Here is an 18,929-nt window from a genome sequence, read left to right as displayed (position 1 = left end):
TATCAAGCTGATTTTATCTCTTGATGTCAGTATCGGGTCTGCCAGGGATGACAGACTTTGACCATTTCAATCAATCATCTTCATTGTGTTTAGGTATCTGTTACTCCGAGTTTGTTCTCTGTAATTCCAGAACCGTCAGCCAGCCCTTCGCATCGCTGTCCGGCGCTAGCTGCGCTAATTGAGTAAATGCATATTCGGCCATTTTTAACTGCTGTGATTTCATTGCCGCAATACCCAGTGAGCGCCAGAGTGATGGTTGCTGGCCGCCTCCCTGATCAATTAACTGCTGAGCTAACGGTATAACCTCCAGCCATCGCTGCTGTTGCTCATAAAGCCCGAGCTGAATGTTAGCGAGATCTACAGAAGGTGTTGTTGCCTGAATACGATTCAGCATTGCTTCGGCTTTATTCCACAGCCCGGCCTGGAGGTAATAATTCAAACGCTGGCGCTGTAAGGCGATATTGTCAGTAAGCTGTTGTTGAGTGATGGCTTTATCCAATAATTCTGCGGCCTGCTGCGGATCACCGGACTTGGCCAGAAACTGCGCGGCTGCCGGATAGCTCTCTGACGGAGACACATCCCCTTGCTTAATGCCTTGCGCTAAGACCTGCCCGGCACGTAGATTTTGCCCTAACTGGTGATAGGCATCAGCCTGTAATAACCACCAATCTGACTGAGCGTCAAAATGAGTGAGCAGATACTGACTGGTGGTGACGACATCTAAATAACGCTGTAACTGGTATTGAGCCCGCAGCTTCACCTGTCCGGCTGTTAGCCTCGACTGCTGATCACTGTTGCTATTCACCTTCTCAGAAAGTGCCAGTGCTTGCCCTGGTTGATCAAGCAATAACAACACCTGAGCCTGATTCGCTAACGTCGGGGCATGATCAGGGTATTCATCTAAATAGGCTTGATAATGGTGATAGGCTTCGCGGTTTTTACCTTGTTGCAACGCCAGACCGCCTAATGCCCGACGAAGAATAAGCCGGTCATCACCTTGAAACACGTTAAGAGATAAGGCTTGATGGTAGGCAGCATAAGCCTGTTTGGGCTGATGTTGATTCTGATAAATAATGCCCTTCATACGGGCTATATTTGCCTTGTCTTCGTTTGCATAGCCTTTGGCTGATTTAGGCTTGAGCTGATCCAGAGTGTTCAGCGCAAGCGCGAGCTGGTTGCGCTGTAAATAGACTTCACTTTTTGTCAGCGCCTGATAAACCTCGGCAGAGACCGCAGCATGAAGCCTGAAACTGGATAGCATAACAACGCAGAGTAGACTACCTAGCTTCAGGCTCTCGATAAAGAGCCGGCTCATTACCGTTGTTATTCCCCTCAGCAGAGATAACTCGATTCCCTTATGTCGAGGTAATTCGCCTTTGCCATTCATCGCTTATCTTGGATCCCTATTCGATATCTGATCTGATTCTAACACCGGATGGTTGATGATGATGTATCGCATTTAAGTTTATGATACCCAATTAGTTTATAGCCAACCCACTTCAAGATGCTGTGAATCATGCATCTCGAAGTCGTTTGGGTATATACTTCGCGCCACTCAATACAGACAATAGCTTTTAATGACGAGACGTAGAATGCAAACATTTATCCCGGGTAAAGAAGCCGCGCTTGAAGAATCGATTGAGCGTTTCCAAACTCAATTAAAGAATTTGAATTTCAACATTGAAGAGGACTTCTGGCTTAACCCTGCTCCTAACGTCTGGTCAGTACAAATTCGTGACGTCGATGCTCCGATGAACGTCACCAAGGGTAAAGGCACAACGAAAAAAGCGGCACTGGCATCGGCTCTGGGTAAATACTTCGAGCGCCTGTCTACCAACGATTTCTATGCCGGTTACTATCTGGGGCAGAAGATTGCAGAGAGTGAATTTGTTCATTTCCCAAATGAACAGTGGTTTGATATTGATGAAGATAACCTGCCACCAGAAGGTATTCTGGATGAGCGCTTAACGCAGTTTTACGATCCAACCCTGGAGCTGCTCGGTACGGATCTGGTTGATCTTCAGTCAAGTAATATGGAGCGTGGGGTTTGCTGCCAGCCTTTCGAGCGTCAGACCGATAACGAAACCGTCTATATTCCGATGAATATCATCGGTAATCTGTACCAGTCTAACGGTATAGCTGCAGGCAATACCCAAACCGAAGCCCGTAGCCAATGTTTATCTGAAATATTTTCACGTAGGCTCAAAAACCGTATTTTGGCCGAAAAGATCAGCCTGCCTGAAATTCCCACTGACGTGATGAATCGCTTCCCTGCCATAAAAGAGTCGATTGAGGCATTAACGGCGAAAGGCTTCCCAGTTGTTTGTTATGACGCATCACTCGGAGGTAAATACCCCGTTCTTTGCGCGATGCTATCAATCCCTGGCAATGATCTGTGTCTAACCGCTTTTGGTGCCCACCCTCGCTTTGACGTTGCACTTGAACGAGCCGTGACTGAATTACTGCAACACCGTTCATTAACCGATCTGGGGATAGTCCCACAACCTTCGGTTAATACTGAAAATGTCGCCGAACACCAGAATCAAGCAACACATGATAGTTACTCATCAGCTATAGTTTCTTGTGATCTGTTTAAAGCCGATGCTGATAATGCTTTTTCAGACTGGAACTTCACGGGTAAGCCGGAAGAAGAATTTGCTCACCTGATGGGAATTTTAACGGCAGAAAGAGCTGATGTTTATATTGCAGATTACGACCACCTTGGAGTGGATTGCTGCCGTATTATCGTTCCGGGCTGGTCTGAAATTTATCCAATAGAGGTACTGATCGAAAGTAACAACAATGTCGCACTGGAGTTACGCGAGACTCTCCTGGCTTTACCGAGTGTGGATTGGGAAGGTGAACAGTACGCTGAAATGTACGCGATTCTTGACGAAGAAGGCTTCGATGATACCGTTCTTCTCCATGAAATTATTGGATTGGTGCCTCAAGCCGGTGAAGCGTGGCAAACATTGCGAATTGGTGAGCTGAAATGCCTATTGGCACTCGCTGGCGGGGATCTGGAATTGGCCTTAGAGATCGCCACTTGGTGTATTGATTATAATGTATCAACATACAGTCAGGCACGAACGCAGTTCTTCCGCTGTGTTATTGCGAGCTTAAAACTGGCACTCGATGAAGACAGTGATCCGGCACAAGTTAAGGCAGAATTCGAACGCAAGTATGGGGCAGAGACTGTGGCCGCGGTTTGGGGGTCAATTGAAGGCACGGTACGCTTCTATGGTTTAACGGCGGGTGATTTAACCATGAGCCAATTCCCGGCACATCAGAAGCTGCTGGCGTCATACCATAAACTTCAAGTCGCCAAAAAAACGAATATTCGGTAATTTTATTACATTTATGTTAGCGACGAGCTAATTCCAACCAGCAATTTCAATGCCAGCGAACTTTTGCTGGCATTCCACTTTCTGGTTCTACCCGCTTAACGCAGCGTTCAAACTTTGTACTGCCCCTGCCACTTTAGGTGTAGGGTGACTTATAGCCCGTAAAATACGGGCTATAGCTTATAAACCATTATAGAATAAACACTTAAAACAAGAATCACTAACTGTGAACTCGTTCACATATTTATTTTTGTTATACAGTTTTTTTCATGAATCATAATAACAGCTATTCCCACTCAAATTTTTTTGGTGATTTTCCTAGATTTTTTTAAGCGTAGTGATCGAGATCAATTGCATTGGTGAGACCAAGCTGTAGAATTTAGCCAAATTTGGTGAAATAATATTACACTAATAAATAGCTCGAGCCTGAAGTGAAGAATTTATTGTCAGGTGAGAACGCTACATTACAGCAATAATCACAAGAATTATTTTATAACGTAGAACGAGGCAATTATGTCATCTGAAGAAAGAAGTTATCAGGAGCAACACCGTCCTGCCTCTGACTTCTCAAGTCGATCGGACTATCTTGACAACGAGCTCAAGATAATGAAACCACGCCGCTTTCGCTTAAACCTGCCAGGCCGTGACTTCCGCTTTGAATGGGAAGATCTGGTTCCCGCTTTAGCCGGTACTATAGGTATTATCGCAATGTACTCTGCGGTAATGATGTCTTGGGCTGAAGGTCTGACTCAAGCCTGGGATCATATCAATCTTGGCAAAGAGTTCGCTATCGAAGTTGCACGAGTTGAAATGCTTATTCCTGCATTTCTTTTCTGTATTCTAGCCTCCGGATTTATCAACCCCCGCGCCAACCTGGCAGGTAACCACGGACCAATGATCCCGTTGATCGGTACCATTGCCCTTGCCGGTGCACACCCTCTTGCTCTTGCAATCCTTCTTGGTGTATTCGGTCTGCTACTTAGTTATTTCAAAGGCGGCTCTAAACTGGTCAATCTGACCGGTGAGGGTGTTGCCGGTGGCTTATTAGTCTTCCTTGGTTTTACCGGGGCAATGAGTCAAATCGGCCAGATCCAAACTTGGGCAACCGGCCTGGAAACTGCTGAGATTGCCAAAGGCAGCCTGGGTTATGTCGGCTTGGTTGTGCTGGCGGTTAACATCGTTCTTTATGCATTCCTTGCCCGCATCAACAAGCGCTGGTTAGCTATCCCGGCTTGTGCGGTAACAGGGCTTCTCGTTGCTCTGGCATTTGGTGCCGGCTTTGACCTTACTTTCGAAACCAAAATGGGTCTGCCAAACCTGAACCCTGTATACTGGTGGGGCAGCACTGATGAAGGTTGGATGCTTGGTCTGCCAAACCTGCAGCACTTCATTGCATCATTGCCATTTGCCATTTTGGCGGTAGCAATGTGGTCGCCTGACTTCCTGGGTCACCGTATCTTCCAAGAACTTAACTACCCTAAAGGTACTGACAAAGTACTGATGGATGTTGATGACACTATGACTATGTGTTCTATCCGTCAGATGGTAGGTACTGCAGTCGGTGGTGGTAACATCACATCTTCTTGGGGTACGTACATGATCCCGGCGGCAATTGCTAAGCGTCCTATCCCTGCCGGTGCGATCGTTCTTGGTAGTTTAGTAATGCTTATTGCAATCCTTGGTTTCCCAATGGATGTTGCAGTATGGCCACCAGTAATGCGTATTGCTCTGCTAGTGGGTGTATTCCTGCCGCTACTGGAAGCCGGTATGCAAATGGTTAAAGACACCAAAGATTCACAATCTGCTGGTATCTGTATCTTTGCTTCAGCGGTTGCTAACCCGGTATTGGCATGGGCACTAACCATGCTGCTAGATAACAACGGCCTGATTGGTGACAAAGAACGCGCGAAGAAACTCTCGTTCGTGGATCGTATTGTTATCCCTGCCTCTGTTCTTATCATCTGCCTAATGGCGATGCTAGCGGTAGGTATGCTTGAAGGCAAATACGGCATTCCAGCACTACTATAATCTGATGAGGGCAGTGCGCTGCACTGCCCTTTCTTAGCTTGGTTATTAGTACTAATACGAATAATGAAATCATCATTTACATTGAACTGATAGATTTAATTATCCGTATTATTGTTAATGAAAGTGTACTGTCCACCACTCGATGGTGATTAGCTCAACAGCTTCAAAATCAGTACGTATTTTTTCTACTAAAAAGGTAGGTATAACATGGCAGAGCAATTTGCTAAAGCTTGGGAAGGTTTCGCTGCAGGCGAATGGCAGAACGATGTAAACGTTCGTGATTTCATCCAAAAGAACTACACACCGTATGAAGGTGATGAGTCTTTCCTAGAATCTGAAGCAACGCCAGCAACGGCAAAGCTTTGGGAACAAGTAATGGTAGGTATCAAGCAGGAAAACAGCACTCACGCTCCTGTTGATTTCGATACTTCTGTTATCTCTACCATCACTGCACACGATGCAGGTTACATCAACAAAGATCTTGAAACGATTGTTGGTCTTCAAACTGAAGCTCCACTTAAGCGCGCTATCATCCCTAACGGTGGTATCCGTATGGTTGAAGGTTCTTGTAAAGCGTACGATCGCGAACTAGACCCTGAAGTTTCTAAAATCTTTACTGAATACCGTAAAACACACAACCAGTGTGTATTCGATGTTTACACACCTGACATCATGAAATGTCGTAAGTCTGGTGTACTGACTGGTCTTCCAGATGCATACGGCCGTGGTCGTATCATTGGTGATTACCGTCGCGTAGCACTATACGGTATCGATCGTCTAATGAAAGACAAGTTCGCTCAGTTCACGTCTCTACAAGAGCGTTTCGAGTTAGGCGAAGATCTTCAAATGACAATGCAACTTCGTGAAGAAATTGCAGAGCAACACCGTGCTCTAGGTCAGATCAAAACTATGGCAGCTAAATACGGCTACGATATTTCTGGTCCTGCTACAACTGCACAAGAAGCAATTCAGTGGACTTACTTCGGCTACCTGGCTGCTGTTAAATCACAGAACGGTGCTGCAATGTCTCTAGGTCGTACTTCTACGTTCCTAGATGTGTACATTGAGCGTGATATCGCTGCTGGCGTAATCACAGAAGTTCAAGCACAAGAAATGATTGACCACTTCGTAATGAAGCTACGTATGGTTCGTTTCCTACGTACGCCTGAATACGATGAACTATTCTCTGGTGACCCAATCTGGGCAACAGAATCAATGGGTGGTATGGGTATTGATGGTCGTACATTAGTTACGCGTTCAAACTTCCGTTTCCTAAACAGCCTGTACACTATGGGTCCTTCTCCAGAGCCGAACATCACTGTTCTTTGGTCTGAGCAGCTACCTGATGGTTTCAAGCGTTTCTGTGCGAAAGTATCTATCGATACTTCTTCTATCCAGTACGAAAACGATGACCTAATGCGTCCAGACATGGACTCAGATGACTACGCAATCGCTTGTTGTGTATCTCCAATGGTTGTTGGTAAGCAAATGCAGTTCTTCGGTGCACGTGCTAACCTTGCTAAAACAATGCTTTACTCTATCAACGGCGGCGTTGATGAGAAGCTTAAAATCCAAATCGGTCCTAAGACTGCACCAGTAACTGACGCAGTTCTAGACTACGCTGATGTGATGGCTCGTCTAGATCACTTCATGGATTGGTTAGCAACACAATACGTGACTGCACTAAACAGCATTCACTACAGCCACGACAAGTACAGCTACGAAGCATCACTAATGGCGCTTCACGACCGTGATGTTAATCGTACCATGGCTTGTGGTATTGCAGGTCTTTCTGTTGCAGCTGACTCACTGTCTGCTATCAAGTACGCAAAAGTTAAGCCTATCCGTGACGAAGACGGTATTTCTATCGACTTCGAAATCGAAGGTGATTACCCTAAATTCGGTAACAACGATTCACGTGTAGATGACATCGCTTGTGAACTAGTTTCAACATTTATGGGCAAAATCCGTAAGTTGAAAATGTACCGTGATGCTATCCCTACTCAGTCAATCCTTACTATTACATCTAACGTTGTATACGGTAAGAAGACGGGTAACACTCCAGATGGTCGTCGTGCTGGCGCTCCTTTTGCACCTGGTGCAAACCCAATGCACGGTCGTGATGAGAAAGGTGCTGTAGCCTCTCTAACATCTGTAGGTAAACTACCGTTTGCTGACGCAAAAGATGGTATCTCTTACACTTTCTCTATCGTACCAAACGCGCTAGGTAAAGAAGTTGAGTCTCAAAAAGCTAACCTTGCAGGTCTGATGGATGGTTACTTCCACCATGAGTCTGGCAGCATCGAAGGCGGTCAGCACCTGAACGTTAACGTTCTTAACCGTGAAACTCTTGAAGACGCAGTTAAGCACCCAGAGAACTACCCACAGCTAACTATCCGTGTATCGGGTTACGCTGTGCGTTTCAACTCTCTGACAGTTGAACAGCAGAAAGACGTTATTGCACGTACTTTCACTGATTCTCTATAATTTAGAGTTCAGTCTCGAGGGGTGAGAAACTAGAGTCTAGATACTCGCCACTTAAAAGTAAGTTAAAAAGCCGGTCTCTGACCGGTTTTTTTTGTTTTTTCGATTTATACCAACCACGAAAACCCACCTCGGTCGTTCCACTACAAGCCACACTCCCAATAACCGTTATTCGCCTTGTAAAAAGTCGCTGAATCACGCATCTTGAAGTGGTTTGGGTATACTTATTAGAGACAGCAGCAACCCCGTAGTATTATTGCTATTTTAGCCTCAGGTTTTGTAATAAAATGACAGGTATATAACACGCCCCACGCGGAGAAGTTAAGCAATGTCAGTAAAAGGCCGTATCCACTCTTTCGAATCATGCGGAACCGTCGACGGACCAGGCATCCGTTTTATCGTATTTATGCAAGGCTGCTTAATGCGCTGTCAGTATTGCCACAACCGCGATACCTGGGATCTTAATGACGGGAAAGAAATCACCGTTGAAGAAATCATGAAGGAAGCCGTTTCTTACCGCCATTTTATGAATGCCTCTGGTGGCGGTGTCACAGCATCCGGTGGTGAGGCCATGCTTCAGCCTGAATTTATCCGCGACTTTTTCCGGGCGGCTAAAGCGGAAGGTATTCATACTTGTCTCGATACTAACGGTTACATCCGTAAACATACCGATGTCGTTGATGAAGTGCTGGACGCGACCGATCTGGTCATGCTCGATCTGAAACAAATGGACGATAGCATCCATCAAAATCTTGTTGGTGTTCCTAACAAGCGCGTTCTGGATTTTGCCCGCTACCTGCACAAACGGGGGCAAAAAACCTGGATCCGCTACGTGATTGTTCCGGGTTATACCGATGACGAACGCTCTGCCCATCTGCTGGGTGAATTTATCAAAGATATGGACAATATCGAGAAAGTCGAGCTACTCCCTTACCACCAGCTAGGTGAACATAAGTGGGAAGCTATGGGCTATGACTACCCGCTATCTGATGTAAACCCACCATCAAAAGAAACCATGGAAAAAGTGAAAGACATCCTCGCCAGCTATGGCCACAAGGTGATGTACTAAAAAAATCGAGGGGACGACGTTCATCACCCCCTCGGCTTCTGCCCTTATTCTGATTGGTATAAAGGTTAACTGGCTACCTGAGTCTTGGTCGTTGCTTTGCAAAGCAGCGACTTGTCATCACCAGAGCAGGTCTGATTAACCAAGTCACACTTACTCTTGGCCACCCCTTCCAGAATGCTGCACTGGGCATTGATCAGACACAGATTTTTACGGGCTGACAAACCTGACACCGATGCGGTGAGTACTTCATCTTCAACGCAGCTTACAATTTCGTTCTGTACTTGATCATCAAATGCATTAAGCTGTCGCTTGAAGGCAATATCCTCTTTGGGCTCAAAGCGTCCGACGGTGGCAAGCGAAAGAATATCGTCATATTTATCAACGTTCAGCGGCTTACAGGCTACATCCCATTTATTTTTGAAACGGTTACGGTTTAGCTCAACCGGTTTTTTAATTCCGTCAAATTGATAATAACGCGCTCGATCATCTTTAAAATAACCATGAACACTGTATTTTTGATTTAAAAAGTCATAAACCAGATCAACAATAAATGGCACCCTATCACGAGCCAGGCCCATTGCATTCTTCGCTGCATAATAACCGCAAGTGGTGAGATTAAGCACATTGTCTTTTTCCATCACCGTTGCCGGGCTAAACATCCAGTTCTCACTACTGGCCAGGCTGTAGAACTCAACCGAATCAGGAAAATTAAACTTATTGGCAAAGCGCACTAACGCCGCTTGCCTGAGTTCGAAAATCTCATCTTCACCAGCTGTGGTCGCCTCACCAGGCTGAGTACTCTCTTCAGAAGGTGTCGCTAAAGCAGCTTCCGGTATGAGTGACAATGCTTCGCCAGAGCTCGCCGATACAGTCAACTGTTGAAGCGCAAAAGCAGACTTAGACAGCTTTTCTGTGATCGTATTCAAGTTAATCAACAGCAGCAGTAACAGCAGGCAGCCGACCCCTCGAAACAGAGTATTAAGTTTGAGGGAAAAGTCCCTCACCGGCTTTCCTTTGATGATCATTTTATGTTCCCTAGCAGTATCAACTACGGCCGGATTTTATAGATAATTGTGCCCTTGTCCATAGATCAAACGCCCACTTTTTGAGCGGTTATTGATACAGCAAATGAAATCAAATAGATGTATTTCCATTTTTTTCCATCTTTGGGAGCAACCTCTTTTTTCCTGATAGCCCAAGCATCTTACGGGTAAAAAAACCGGTGACATGCAGAGCTTATGGGCTGAACATAACAGCCCTGAAAGACTGAGATAAACATCAAAATGACATTAACCCATTAAATACATACAGTTACAAAAAAAGCCCTGCCAGCGTATCACCGGCAGGGCTTAATTAATTCACCGTGATTTAACGATAGCGCTTACAGCGCGGTTTCCAGTACCTTACGGCTAACTTCTGGTGTCATGTCGCCATGTTCACCCAATAATGTCATACCGTGAAGTTCAAGTTGCTCCAACACAGTTTCAATACTTGCGGCATCCAGATCTGCATCACTCAAACGTACAGGCATGCCCATCGCTTTGAAAAACGCTTCTGTTTTCGCGATAGCCTGATCAATCACTTCATCTTCAGTACCGTCAAATAGGTGCCAGACACGTTGTGCGTACTGGACTAATTTACCGCGCTTTTGCTCACGCTGTACTTTCATTACAGCAGGCAGAATAATCGCCAATGTACGCGCATGATCCATACCGTACTGACCTGTCAGCTCGTGGCCGATCATGTGGGTACTCCAGTCTTGCGGTACACCCGCACCGATTAGACCGTTCAGTGCCATCGTTGCCGACCACATGACATTCGAGCGCACTTCGAGATCATCAGGTGTTGCCAGGGCTTTAGGTCCTTCCTCAATCAGGTTCATCAGTAAACCTTCAGAGAAACGATCTTGTACCTTCGCATTCACCGGGAACGTTAAGTATTGCTCCATAGTATGAACAAAAGCATCCACCACGCCGTTCGCAACCTGGCGATCAGAGAGGCTCAGGGTCACTTTAGGATCCAATACAGCAAAGATTGGACGTACATGAGGTGACATAAATGCCAGCTTCGTCGTGCCACGGGTGACCACAGAACCGATATTACTTTCAGAGCCTGTCGCTGGCAGGGTTAATACACACGACAGCGGCACGGCATCTTTTACTTGTGCTTGCTTCGCCAGAATATCCCAAGGTTCGTCACCCTCGAAACATGCCGCCGCAGCAATAAATTTAGTACCGTCAACGACTGAACCACCGCCAACCGCCAGCAGATAAGTAATTTGCTCGGCTTTAACCACTTCAACCGCTTTCATTAAAGTGTCATATTGCGGATTAGGCTCGATGCCTGAAAATTCAATCCAGTTATGATCTTTCAGCGCATTGCTGACTTGCTCATACACACCGTTGGTTTTGATCGAACCACCGCCATAAGTGACGAGAATTTTAGCATCCGCAGGGATCTCTTTTGCAATCGCTGCAATTTGATCTTCGCCAAAAAAGATCTGCGTCGGGTTATGAAACGTGAAGTTAAGCATTGCTCGTTCCTTTGTATCCAAGGGTTTAATTATTATTTGTGTATCTTTATCTATCGTTTGTTTAGCTATTCGTTTATTTAGCTAACAGGCTCAGAAGCGCTTCTGCAACTGCTTCTGATGATGCAGGGTTTTGCCCTGTGATTAACATACCATCTTGAATTGCCAGCGGGTTCCAGTCTTGTGCCGATTCAAACTGTCCGCCTCGGGCTTTCAATTCGTCTTCCAGCAAGAATGGTACTACCTCAGCTAACCCAACAGCCGTTTCTTCTGAATTTGTAAAGCCAGTCACCGCTTTACCGGAAATTATATATTCACCATCTTGTGTCTTCGCATTAAGTAACACAGCCGGTGCATGACACACCGCCGACACGGGTTTACCAGCTTGCCAAAAGGCTTCAATCAACGCAATTGAATGGCTGTCGCTCACCAGATCCCACAATGGCCCATGACCACCAGGGTAAAAGATAGCATCGTAATCTTTTTCACTTACATCGGCCAACTTTAAGGTATTTGCTAACACCTGCTGCGCTTGCTCATCGTTATTGAAACGCACTGTGGCATCGGTTTGTGATTGCTCTAATTCACTGTTCGGATCAATCGGAGGTTGACCACCTGCTGGTGAAGCGAGAGTAACGTCAGCATTGGCATCTAAAAAACAGTAATACGGCGCGGCAAATTCTTCGACCCAAAAACCGGTTTTATGATCAGTCTCACCCAGCTTATCGTGGGATGTTAGCACCATTAAAATTTTCATTATCAACCTCGTCATTAAGAGCGTGATTGAAGTCTATGCCTGAACGATTAATCTAACAATGGCGATAAATTGAGAATCATTGTTTTAAAAATTAGAACAGTGGATACTGTTAGAGTTAAAACCGAATTAAATGAGAGCCTAATGGATGTTTCCTTTGAGCAACTAAAAAGCATGGTGGTATTCGCACAAATAGTAGAGCAAGGCAGCTTCTCGGCTGCAGCAAAACAACTCGGCCTGTCCCGCGGGGTAGTGAGTTACCATTTAAAAAAGCTCGAAACTCATATTGGGATCCCCTTATTAAACCGTACCACTCGCAGTATTAGCCTGACCGACGCAGGCCAGCGCTATTATCAGCGTTGCAAGAACATCAGTGACGAAGCGGCCGCAGCCAATCAGCAAATCGAAAATTTGCGCGAAGAGCCGGAAGGAAAACTCATCATCACCGCCCCGGTCAATATCAGCATGTATACCATTGTACCGGCTCTGAATACCTTTAAAAAACAGTACCCAAAAATTGAAATCGATCTGAACCTGACCGATGAGGTAGTAAATATCATTCAGGAAGGTGTCGATTTGGCGATTCGGGGAGCACCGCTAGCGGATTCAGGCTTGTATGCCCGTAAGCTAATGACCATGAAAAATATTCTCTGTGGCACCCCGAGCTATTTTAGTCAATATGGCCTGCCCCACACACCGGCAGAGCTGGCTAATCATGAATGGGTGGTCTATAAACAAGCGTCTCGTATTCAGACGCTGTCTAAAGGCAGCCGCTCATACAATGTCAGAATGCAAGGCAGCATTGCCACCAACAGTGCATCGGCAAGAACGGCTTTTGTGTTAGGCGGCCATGGCATCGGGCGATTACCCATTTACGATGCCCTGCCATTGATAACGTCGGGACAACTCACCCCGATCCTGGAAGAATATCAGCTGAGTGATATCAATATTTACGGTGTTTATCCGCCGAGAGCGGCCAATTCCAAGAAAATGCGCTTATTGCTGGACCATTTACAGGATTATTTCACTCAGCTTCCTGCACCACTATTTCAAATGTTAGGCTCAAAAAACCATCAAAAAAATTAATACCAATACGCAATTAATTTTATAGCAATTATTCCCATAACATAACCCACTCGAAATGCAGAGCTCCGAGGGAATATAGTGGTTCTATCTGGAGCGTGGCTAACTAGTACCTTGACTCATTAATTATGATTGATTGAACAGATTAGTTTTTTATCGATGAAGCCAAGCCGTCGTCATCCTTGCTCTTTGTCATCCATTGAAGCGCTTAATGCTGATCTTTTCATTATCGATTGGATTTACAGTAGCGATTATCGGGGATCCACAGTCCACAGAACCTTCCGTGCATAATGGATCCCTGATAACCGCCAGGTGAGTTTTGAGAAAGCCTGCAAGTTCAGTGTTTGGCGGTTTCTGGGATGACGGACTTTGACCGTTTCAATCAGTCATCTTCATTGTGTTTAGGTACTAGTATAGAAGCCACGGAAACTCGCCCTTTAAACGTCTAAACATACCTTTCCGCAATCGAAGAGCATGATTTCGGGAGCCAGTTCTAACCGTGTGCTTCTTAGATCCCGTATACGTTCCTCACTTTACGGAATCTAAGAAGTTTGGATCGGAATTAGTCAACAAGCCCGCCACAAACACCGACGCGTACAACTTAGTTGCATATTAATGTATCAATTAAATTGATACAGATTACATATCTCTCTTGCTTTCTCTAATCATGCGCAAAGCTTCACGCTTAATACAGTCACGTAACGGATTTTCGACAGTATCTGCTCGCCATATAAACGATAAGGTCCGCTCCATATTTAATTCTGGTACATTCAAGGCGACCAGTTCACCGCGTTCAATAAACTTAACAACATCCAGGTAGGGCAGGCAACTCAAGTAGAGGCCATTCGCGACTAAAGTACGAAGAACGGAGACTTGTTCATATTCACGATAGACATCAAGATCATCAATCACACCATGGATTGCACTCTCGAAAATTTTCCGCGTGCCGGCACCTTGTTCACGCAAGACCCATTTGGCCTGTTCAAGCTGGGCAAAACTGACTTTTTCATACTGAGCATACGGATGATGTTTAGAAGCGATAATCACTAAATGGTCGTGACACCACACTTCTTGCTGGAGACGGCTATCATCACAACGCCCCTCTATGATACCAAACTCATACTTAAAGTTTTTTATACCATCGATGACTTTCTCTGTATTTCTTACTTTGAAATTAATACGCAGCTCAGGAAAGTTACTATCAATATTGCTGATAAGCTCTGGCAGTAAGTGCTCTGCGGCCGTCTGACTTGATGCCAGCGCAATCTCGCCACTGACTAAATGCTGCTCGTAAAAGCCTAATTCGATCTGCTGGGCATCAAATAATAGCTGTTTCGCCTTTGGCCTTAGCCATGTCCCCCAGTATGTCAGCGCCATTCGCTTTCCCTGGCGTTCAAACAATGGCCTGCCGAGTAATTTTTCTAACTGAGCAAGCGCCATACTGGCTGCAGACTGAGTAAGCGCTAACTCATCAGCAGCTTTACTGACGCTGCCCGAGCTGGCTACTTCTTCGAATACCGCCAATTGCTTCAAAGAATATCGCATTGCGACTCCTTCCTTTCTGAACCCTATGATTAACCGGTACTTTAACATTTTCTGATATCAATTTTTATGATTAGGAGTAAGAAAAAAATCAATTTTACTCACACCTTTATCCCCCCTTAAGCTGAAGCCACGTTAAACGCATTCATCTCGATATAAGGAGAAGCAATGACTCAGTTACCCCCCTTTTTGTTTAATTCACCCGGCAATGTTGTCGAATCGAAATGGAGATCATATCGATGAGCTCGGCAATAAATACAGATTCCAATTACAGTCCGATGGAAATGATGAAACAGGCAGAAAAATATGCCGTTAGTAAAGCATCAAAGTCGACGAGCAAAACAATCGCATTAGCGATCACTGCCGGTGTTTTCATTGGACTCGCCTTTGTTTTCTACCTCACGGTGACGACAGGTAATGGCGAAATAAACTGGGGGATCAACCGCTTATTTGGTGGGTTAGCCTTTAGCATGGGCCTGATTTTAGTCGTCATCTGCGGTGGTGAGCTGTTTACCAGTACAGTGCTGTCTTCTATCGCCAGAGCCAATAAGCACATCACCACCGGACACATGCTAAAAACGTGGGCAAAAGTGTATTTCGGCAACTTCCTGGGTGCGATGCTGCTATTACTTCTGGTCTCCATGGCCAGCCTTTACCAGCTCGATGGCGGCCAGTGGGGATTAAATGCGCTAAACGTTGCCCAGCACAAACTGCATCACCAGCCATTGGAAGCCTTTTCATTGGGGGTTTTATGTAACCTATTGGTTTGTCTTGCTATTTGGATGACATTTTGCTCGAACAACATGATGACAAAAATGGCCATCATGGTTTTACCCGTTGCGATGTTTGTCAGCACCGGTTTTGAGCACAGCGTCGCCAACATGTTTATGGTGCCACTGGGTATCACTATCCAGAACATCGCCCCAGACTCATTCTGGTTAAACCTCGGTGTGTCACCAGAACAATACGCCGATCTCAATATCCATAACTTTATCTTTGCCAACCTTATTCCCGTCACTCTGGGCAATATCGTTGGCGGCGGGGTTCTCGTCGGGCTTAGCTACTGGGCTATTTTCAGCTCGCCTAAAGAGCACCATGCAACAGCGACCATCATCACACCCGACTTCTCAAATTCTACCGTTTTAAATAAGGACACGACTATGCTTCAGGACAACCTACTTGTTAACGATCACATGCGCCCTGCGACTACAACCCTTCAGCCAGGCATGCCTGTTGCCGAAGCGCTTGATATCTTGATTAACGAAGAACTTTCAGGTGCACCGGTACTATCAAGCGACCAGCGTTTAGTCGGTTTCTTCTCTATCCATGACACCTTGGTTGACCTTTGGTGTAGTGACTATGTGCCAAATGCTGAAAGCAAAGTGCAAGACTTAATGAAACATGAAATCCAGACCGTTAGTCCGGATAACACTATTCTTGATATTGCTGAGTATATGAGTATCGACAAAAATATTCTGTACCCGGTCACAAGTGGTGGCATTGCAACCCGACTGACTACGCTTTCGTTGAATGAGCGTGCCCGTACTATGGTGGTAAACCGTCCGCACAGTTTCCCTGTAGTGAAAGATGAGGTGCTCGTTGGTATGATCTCACGTAATGACATTATCAAAGCACTTCGCCCGGTCTATGGCAAACAGATCCCAGTTATCGTCTCAGAGAAGAAATCCCAAGAGTGTGAAGTAGCCTGATAAACAAACCTGCCAGACTATTGGCCCAATCGGGATAATAGTCTGGCTCTGCACCGTTTCCACATTACGAACTCGGTGATCGAAATTACGCCAGTCTCAAATTTTTCCGGCCGCTGCAGCCACAATAAACCCATTCCACTACCGCCACAGAACGCCCCATGTAAAATGCCGACATTTATCTCGCCATTACTCTATTTATCCATGATAAAATTATGGTATAAACACGGCGCAAACGATTGCGCGACCTGTTAATTCAATCTGATGCAGTATATCCGTTGTTACCATTCTCTGTTGTCATAGCTAAGAGGAAATGAGCCCAAATGAAAAGCGACATTCAAATTTGCCGCGACACCCTACTCACTCCTATCGACCAGATTGCCCAACTTGCAGGTATTAATCCTGAAGATCTGACACCACAAGGCTCCTTGAAAGCCAAAGTTAAACCTTCAATTCTTAAACGCCTCGCTGATAAACCTGAAGGTAAGTTGGTGCTAGTGACAGCCATCACCCCGACCCCACTCGGTGAAGGTAAAACGGTAACCACCATTGGCCTATCTCAAGGGCTAGCCAAAGTGGGGAAAAAAGTCATTGCCTGTATTCGCCAGCCTTCTATGGGACCGGTCTTTGGCGTGAAAGGCGGCGCGGCCGGAGGAGGCTACAGCCAGGTCGCCCCAATGGAAAAGTTAAACCTGCATTTGACCGGCGATATTCATGCAGTAACCGCCGCCCATAACCTTGCGGCGGCAGCGATTGATGCCCGCTTGTACCATGAAGAACGCCACGGTTATGAGCAATTTGCCCGTAGAACCGATCTGACACCGCTGCGTATCGATATTAATCGTGTGGTCTGGAAGCGAGTCATGGATCACAATGACCGCGCACTGCGTAAGATCACTGTGGGACTAAATGAGCCGGGCAAAACCATAAATGGCTTTGAACGCGAAGACGGTTTTGATATTTCTGCAGCATCAGAATTAATGGCGATCCTGGCCTTATCTAACGATCTTGCTGATATGCGTGCGCGTATCGGCCGTATCGTACTGGCCTATAATATTGATGGCCAGGCGATCACTGCCGACGATCTTCAAGTTGCCGGTGCCATGACCGTCACTCTGTGCGAAGCCATTGAGCCGACACTGATGCAAACGCTGGAAGGCGTACCGACTCTTATTCATGCCGGGCCATTCGCCAATATCGCCCATGGTAACTCATCCATTATTGCCGATCGTATCGCGCTGAAATTAAGTGAGTTCACCGTTACTGAAGGCGGTTTTGGCTCTGATATGGGCTTCGAGAAAGCCTGCAACATCAAAGCGCAACAAGCCGAACGAGGCCCTGATTGTGCGGTCATGGTTGCAACACTGCGTGGATTAAAAGCCAATTCAGGGCTGTATGATTTACGTCCGGGTCAGCCACTGCCAGAAACCATTTTCGCCCCGGATGAAAAAGCGCTCATCGCGGGTTTTGAGAACCTGAAATGGCACATTCGTAATGCCGCCCAATACGGTTTACCGGTTGTTGTAGCCATTAACCGCTTCCCGCAAGATAGCGATGCTGAACTTGCACAACTAAAAGCAATGGTTAATGCCCAGGACTTTGGTACTTATGTTGATGTGGCGATCAGCGAAGCTTTCGGTAAAGGCGGTAACGGAGCCATTGAACTGGCTCAAGCCGTGGTAACAGCCTGTGAAACACCGGCTGACTTTAAGCCGCTTTACAGCCTGTCACAGACTTTAGAAGAGAAACTGATGACAGTCGCCGAGGTGGGATATGGTAGCCGAGGTGTTGAATTGTCTGAACGTGCCAAACAACAACTGGCAGAGCTAAAAGCTCAGGGCCATGATAATTTAGCGGTCTGCCTGGCAAAGACACCATTATCAATCACCCATGATCCCAGCATAAAAGGCGCACCGAGAGGTTTTCTTCTGCCAATCCGTGAACTAAAACTCTGTGCAGGAGCTGGCTTTGTTTATGCTTTATGCGGCAATGTCATGACCATGCCAGGCCTGCCTGAAAAGCCGGCTTATATGGCATTAGATATTGATGACAATGGAAATATTGTTGGCTTAAGCTAACCGCCTTAAAGCGAGTCAATTCAAAACTCTTCCTGCCATCCACATCCAAACACGAAAGGGCTACATTCAGTGGCTCTTTCTTAAACCTCCCCACTGTAAAATTGTCATTCCGCATCTATTGCCTTAATCCCTTTACCTAAATTACGATTGTAGAAGACAAGAACAACGTAATAACCTTGCAAAAACAAGGTTAAATACAAGTAAATCAATAGCATATCGCGTTATTATTTAAGCTTTCATCACTCAGTTATATTTAGTGCAAAATCAGCGGCTACGCGTCGACAGATCAAGCTTTTTTTAACTTAACCTGA

Annotated in this window: 12 protein-coding genes; 7 read left to right on the top strand and 5 right to left on the bottom strand. The window is 45.8% G+C overall.

The genetic code is table 11. The features are described from left to right. Positions 1 to 100: 100 nt before the first annotated feature. Positions 101 to 1,315 (bottom strand): tetratricopeptide repeat protein, encoded by a 1,215-nt coding sequence (locus L4D76_RS17260; RefSeq protein WP_428442136.1) that lies wholly within the window; start codon positions 1,313 to 1,315, stop codon positions 101 to 103. 277 nt (positions 1,316 to 1,592) lie between these two features. Between L4D76_RS17260 and ycaO the strand changes: the two genes are divergently transcribed. The 4 genes from ycaO to pflA all read left to right on the top strand — a co-directional run bounded on the left by ycaO (position 1,593) and on the right by pflA (position 8,925). Then, positions 1,593 to 3,347 carry a 30S ribosomal protein S12 methylthiotransferase accessory factor YcaO gene (gene ycaO / locus L4D76_RS17255; RefSeq protein ID WP_428442135.1) on the top strand — a complete coding sequence of 585 codons (1,755 nt, stop codon included), beginning with the start codon at positions 1,593 to 1,595 and terminating at the stop codon, positions 3,345 to 3,347. A gap of 510 nt (positions 3,348 to 3,857) precedes the next feature. Next, the gene (locus tag L4D76_RS17250) at positions 3,858 to 5,372 is read left to right on the top strand and encodes a DUF3360 family protein (protein ID WP_428442134.1); all 1,515 of its coding nucleotides are present in this window, start codon (positions 3,858 to 3,860) and stop codon (positions 5,370 to 5,372) included. A gap of 207 nt (positions 5,373 to 5,579) precedes the next feature. Next, the gene (gene pflB / locus L4D76_RS17245) at positions 5,580 to 7,859 is read left to right on the top strand and encodes a formate C-acetyltransferase (RefSeq protein WP_428442133.1); all 2,280 of its coding nucleotides are present in this window, start codon (positions 5,580 to 5,582) and stop codon (positions 7,857 to 7,859) included. A gap of 325 nt (positions 7,860 to 8,184) precedes the next feature. Further along, positions 8,185 to 8,925 (top strand): pyruvate formate lyase 1-activating protein, encoded by a 741-nt coding sequence (pflA, locus tag L4D76_RS17240; RefSeq protein ID WP_428442132.1) that lies wholly within the window; start codon positions 8,185 to 8,187, stop codon positions 8,923 to 8,925. 65 nt (positions 8,926 to 8,990) lie between these two features. Here the strand turns inward: pflA and L4D76_RS17235 are convergent, their stop codons facing one another. From L4D76_RS17235 to L4D76_RS17225, 3 genes are all read right to left on the bottom strand, one after another. Then, a complete protein-coding gene (locus tag L4D76_RS17235) occupies positions 8,991 to 9,950 on the bottom strand; it encodes a hypothetical protein (RefSeq protein ID WP_428442131.1) in 960 nt (319 codons plus the stop codon). 356 nt (positions 9,951 to 10,306) lie between these two features. Further along, positions 10,307 to 11,458, bottom strand: a complete 1,152-nt coding sequence (locus L4D76_RS17230; RefSeq protein ID WP_428442130.1) for an iron-containing alcohol dehydrogenase — start codon at positions 11,456 to 11,458, stop codon at positions 10,307 to 10,309. 73 nt (positions 11,459 to 11,531) lie between these two features. Continuing rightward, on the bottom strand, positions 11,532 to 12,212 hold the full coding sequence (locus L4D76_RS17225; protein ID WP_428442129.1) for a type 1 glutamine amidotransferase domain-containing protein: 681 nt from the start codon (positions 12,210 to 12,212) through the stop codon (positions 11,532 to 11,534). A 141-nt stretch (positions 12,213 to 12,353) separates the two neighbouring features. Between L4D76_RS17225 and L4D76_RS17220 the strand changes: the two genes are divergently transcribed. Further along, the gene (locus tag L4D76_RS17220; protein WP_428442128.1) at positions 12,354 to 13,295 is read left to right on the top strand and encodes a LysR family transcriptional regulator; all 942 of its coding nucleotides are present in this window, start codon (positions 12,354 to 12,356) and stop codon (positions 13,293 to 13,295) included. Between the two features lie 636 nt (positions 13,296 to 13,931). Here the strand turns inward: L4D76_RS17220 and L4D76_RS17215 are convergent. Continuing rightward, positions 13,932 to 14,837, bottom strand: a complete 906-nt coding sequence (locus L4D76_RS17215) for a LysR substrate-binding domain-containing protein (RefSeq protein ID WP_428442127.1) — start codon at positions 14,835 to 14,837, stop codon at positions 13,932 to 13,934. Positions 14,838 to 15,073: 236 nt separating this feature from the next. On the opposite strand from L4D76_RS17215, the gene focA reads away from it, so the two are divergent. After that, entirely contained in the window at positions 15,074 to 16,543 is a 1,470-nt protein-coding gene (focA, locus tag L4D76_RS17210; RefSeq protein WP_428442126.1) for a formate transporter FocA, read from the top strand. 320 nt (positions 16,544 to 16,863) lie between these two features. Further along, positions 16,864 to 18,618: a formate--tetrahydrofolate ligase gene (locus tag L4D76_RS17205; RefSeq protein WP_428442125.1), complete on the top strand. Its 1,755-nt coding sequence runs from the start codon at positions 16,864 to 16,866 to the stop codon at positions 18,616 to 18,618. Positions 18,619 to 18,929 lie beyond the last annotated feature (311 nt).

The sequence above is a fragment of the Photobacterium sagamiensis genome (assembly GCF_050337085.1).
GTDB lineage: Bacteria > Pseudomonadota > Gammaproteobacteria > Enterobacterales > Vibrionaceae > Photobacterium > Photobacterium sagamiensis.
This window is presented reverse-complemented; position numbering and strand designations above follow the sequence as displayed.

Coding starts and splice junctions, on each gene's coding strand:
- L4D76_RS17260 (WP_428442136.1), bottom strand. CDS start 1,315: ATGAGCCGGCTCTTTATCGAGAGCCTGAAGCTAGGTAGTCTACTCTGC.
- ycaO (WP_428442135.1), top strand. CDS start 1,593: ATGCAAACATTTATCCCGGGTAAAGAAGCCGCGCTTGAAGAATCGATT.
- L4D76_RS17250 (WP_428442134.1), top strand. CDS start 3,858: ATGTCATCTGAAGAAAGAAGTTATCAGGAGCAACACCGTCCTGCCTCT.
- pflB (WP_428442133.1), top strand. CDS start 5,580: ATGGCAGAGCAATTTGCTAAAGCTTGGGAAGGTTTCGCTGCAGGCGAA.
- pflA (WP_428442132.1), top strand. CDS start 8,185: ATGTCAGTAAAAGGCCGTATCCACTCTTTCGAATCATGCGGAACCGTC.
- L4D76_RS17235 (WP_428442131.1), bottom strand. CDS start 9,950: ATGATCATCAAAGGAAAGCCGGTGAGGGACTTTTCCCTCAAACTTAAT.
- L4D76_RS17230 (WP_428442130.1), bottom strand. CDS start 11,458: ATGCTTAACTTCACGTTTCATAACCCGACGCAGATCTTTTTTGGCGAA.
- L4D76_RS17225 (WP_428442129.1), bottom strand. CDS start 12,212: ATGAAAATTTTAATGGTGCTAACATCCCACGATAAGCTGGGTGAGACT.
- L4D76_RS17220 (WP_428442128.1), top strand. CDS start 12,354: ATGGATGTTTCCTTTGAGCAACTAAAAAGCATGGTGGTATTCGCACAA.
- L4D76_RS17215 (WP_428442127.1), bottom strand. CDS start 14,837: ATGCGATATTCTTTGAAGCAATTGGCGGTATTCGAAGAAGTAGCCAGC.
- focA (WP_428442126.1), top strand. CDS start 15,074: ATGAGCTCGGCAATAAATACAGATTCCAATTACAGTCCGATGGAAATG.
- L4D76_RS17205 (WP_428442125.1), top strand. CDS start 16,864: ATGAAAAGCGACATTCAAATTTGCCGCGACACCCTACTCACTCCTATC.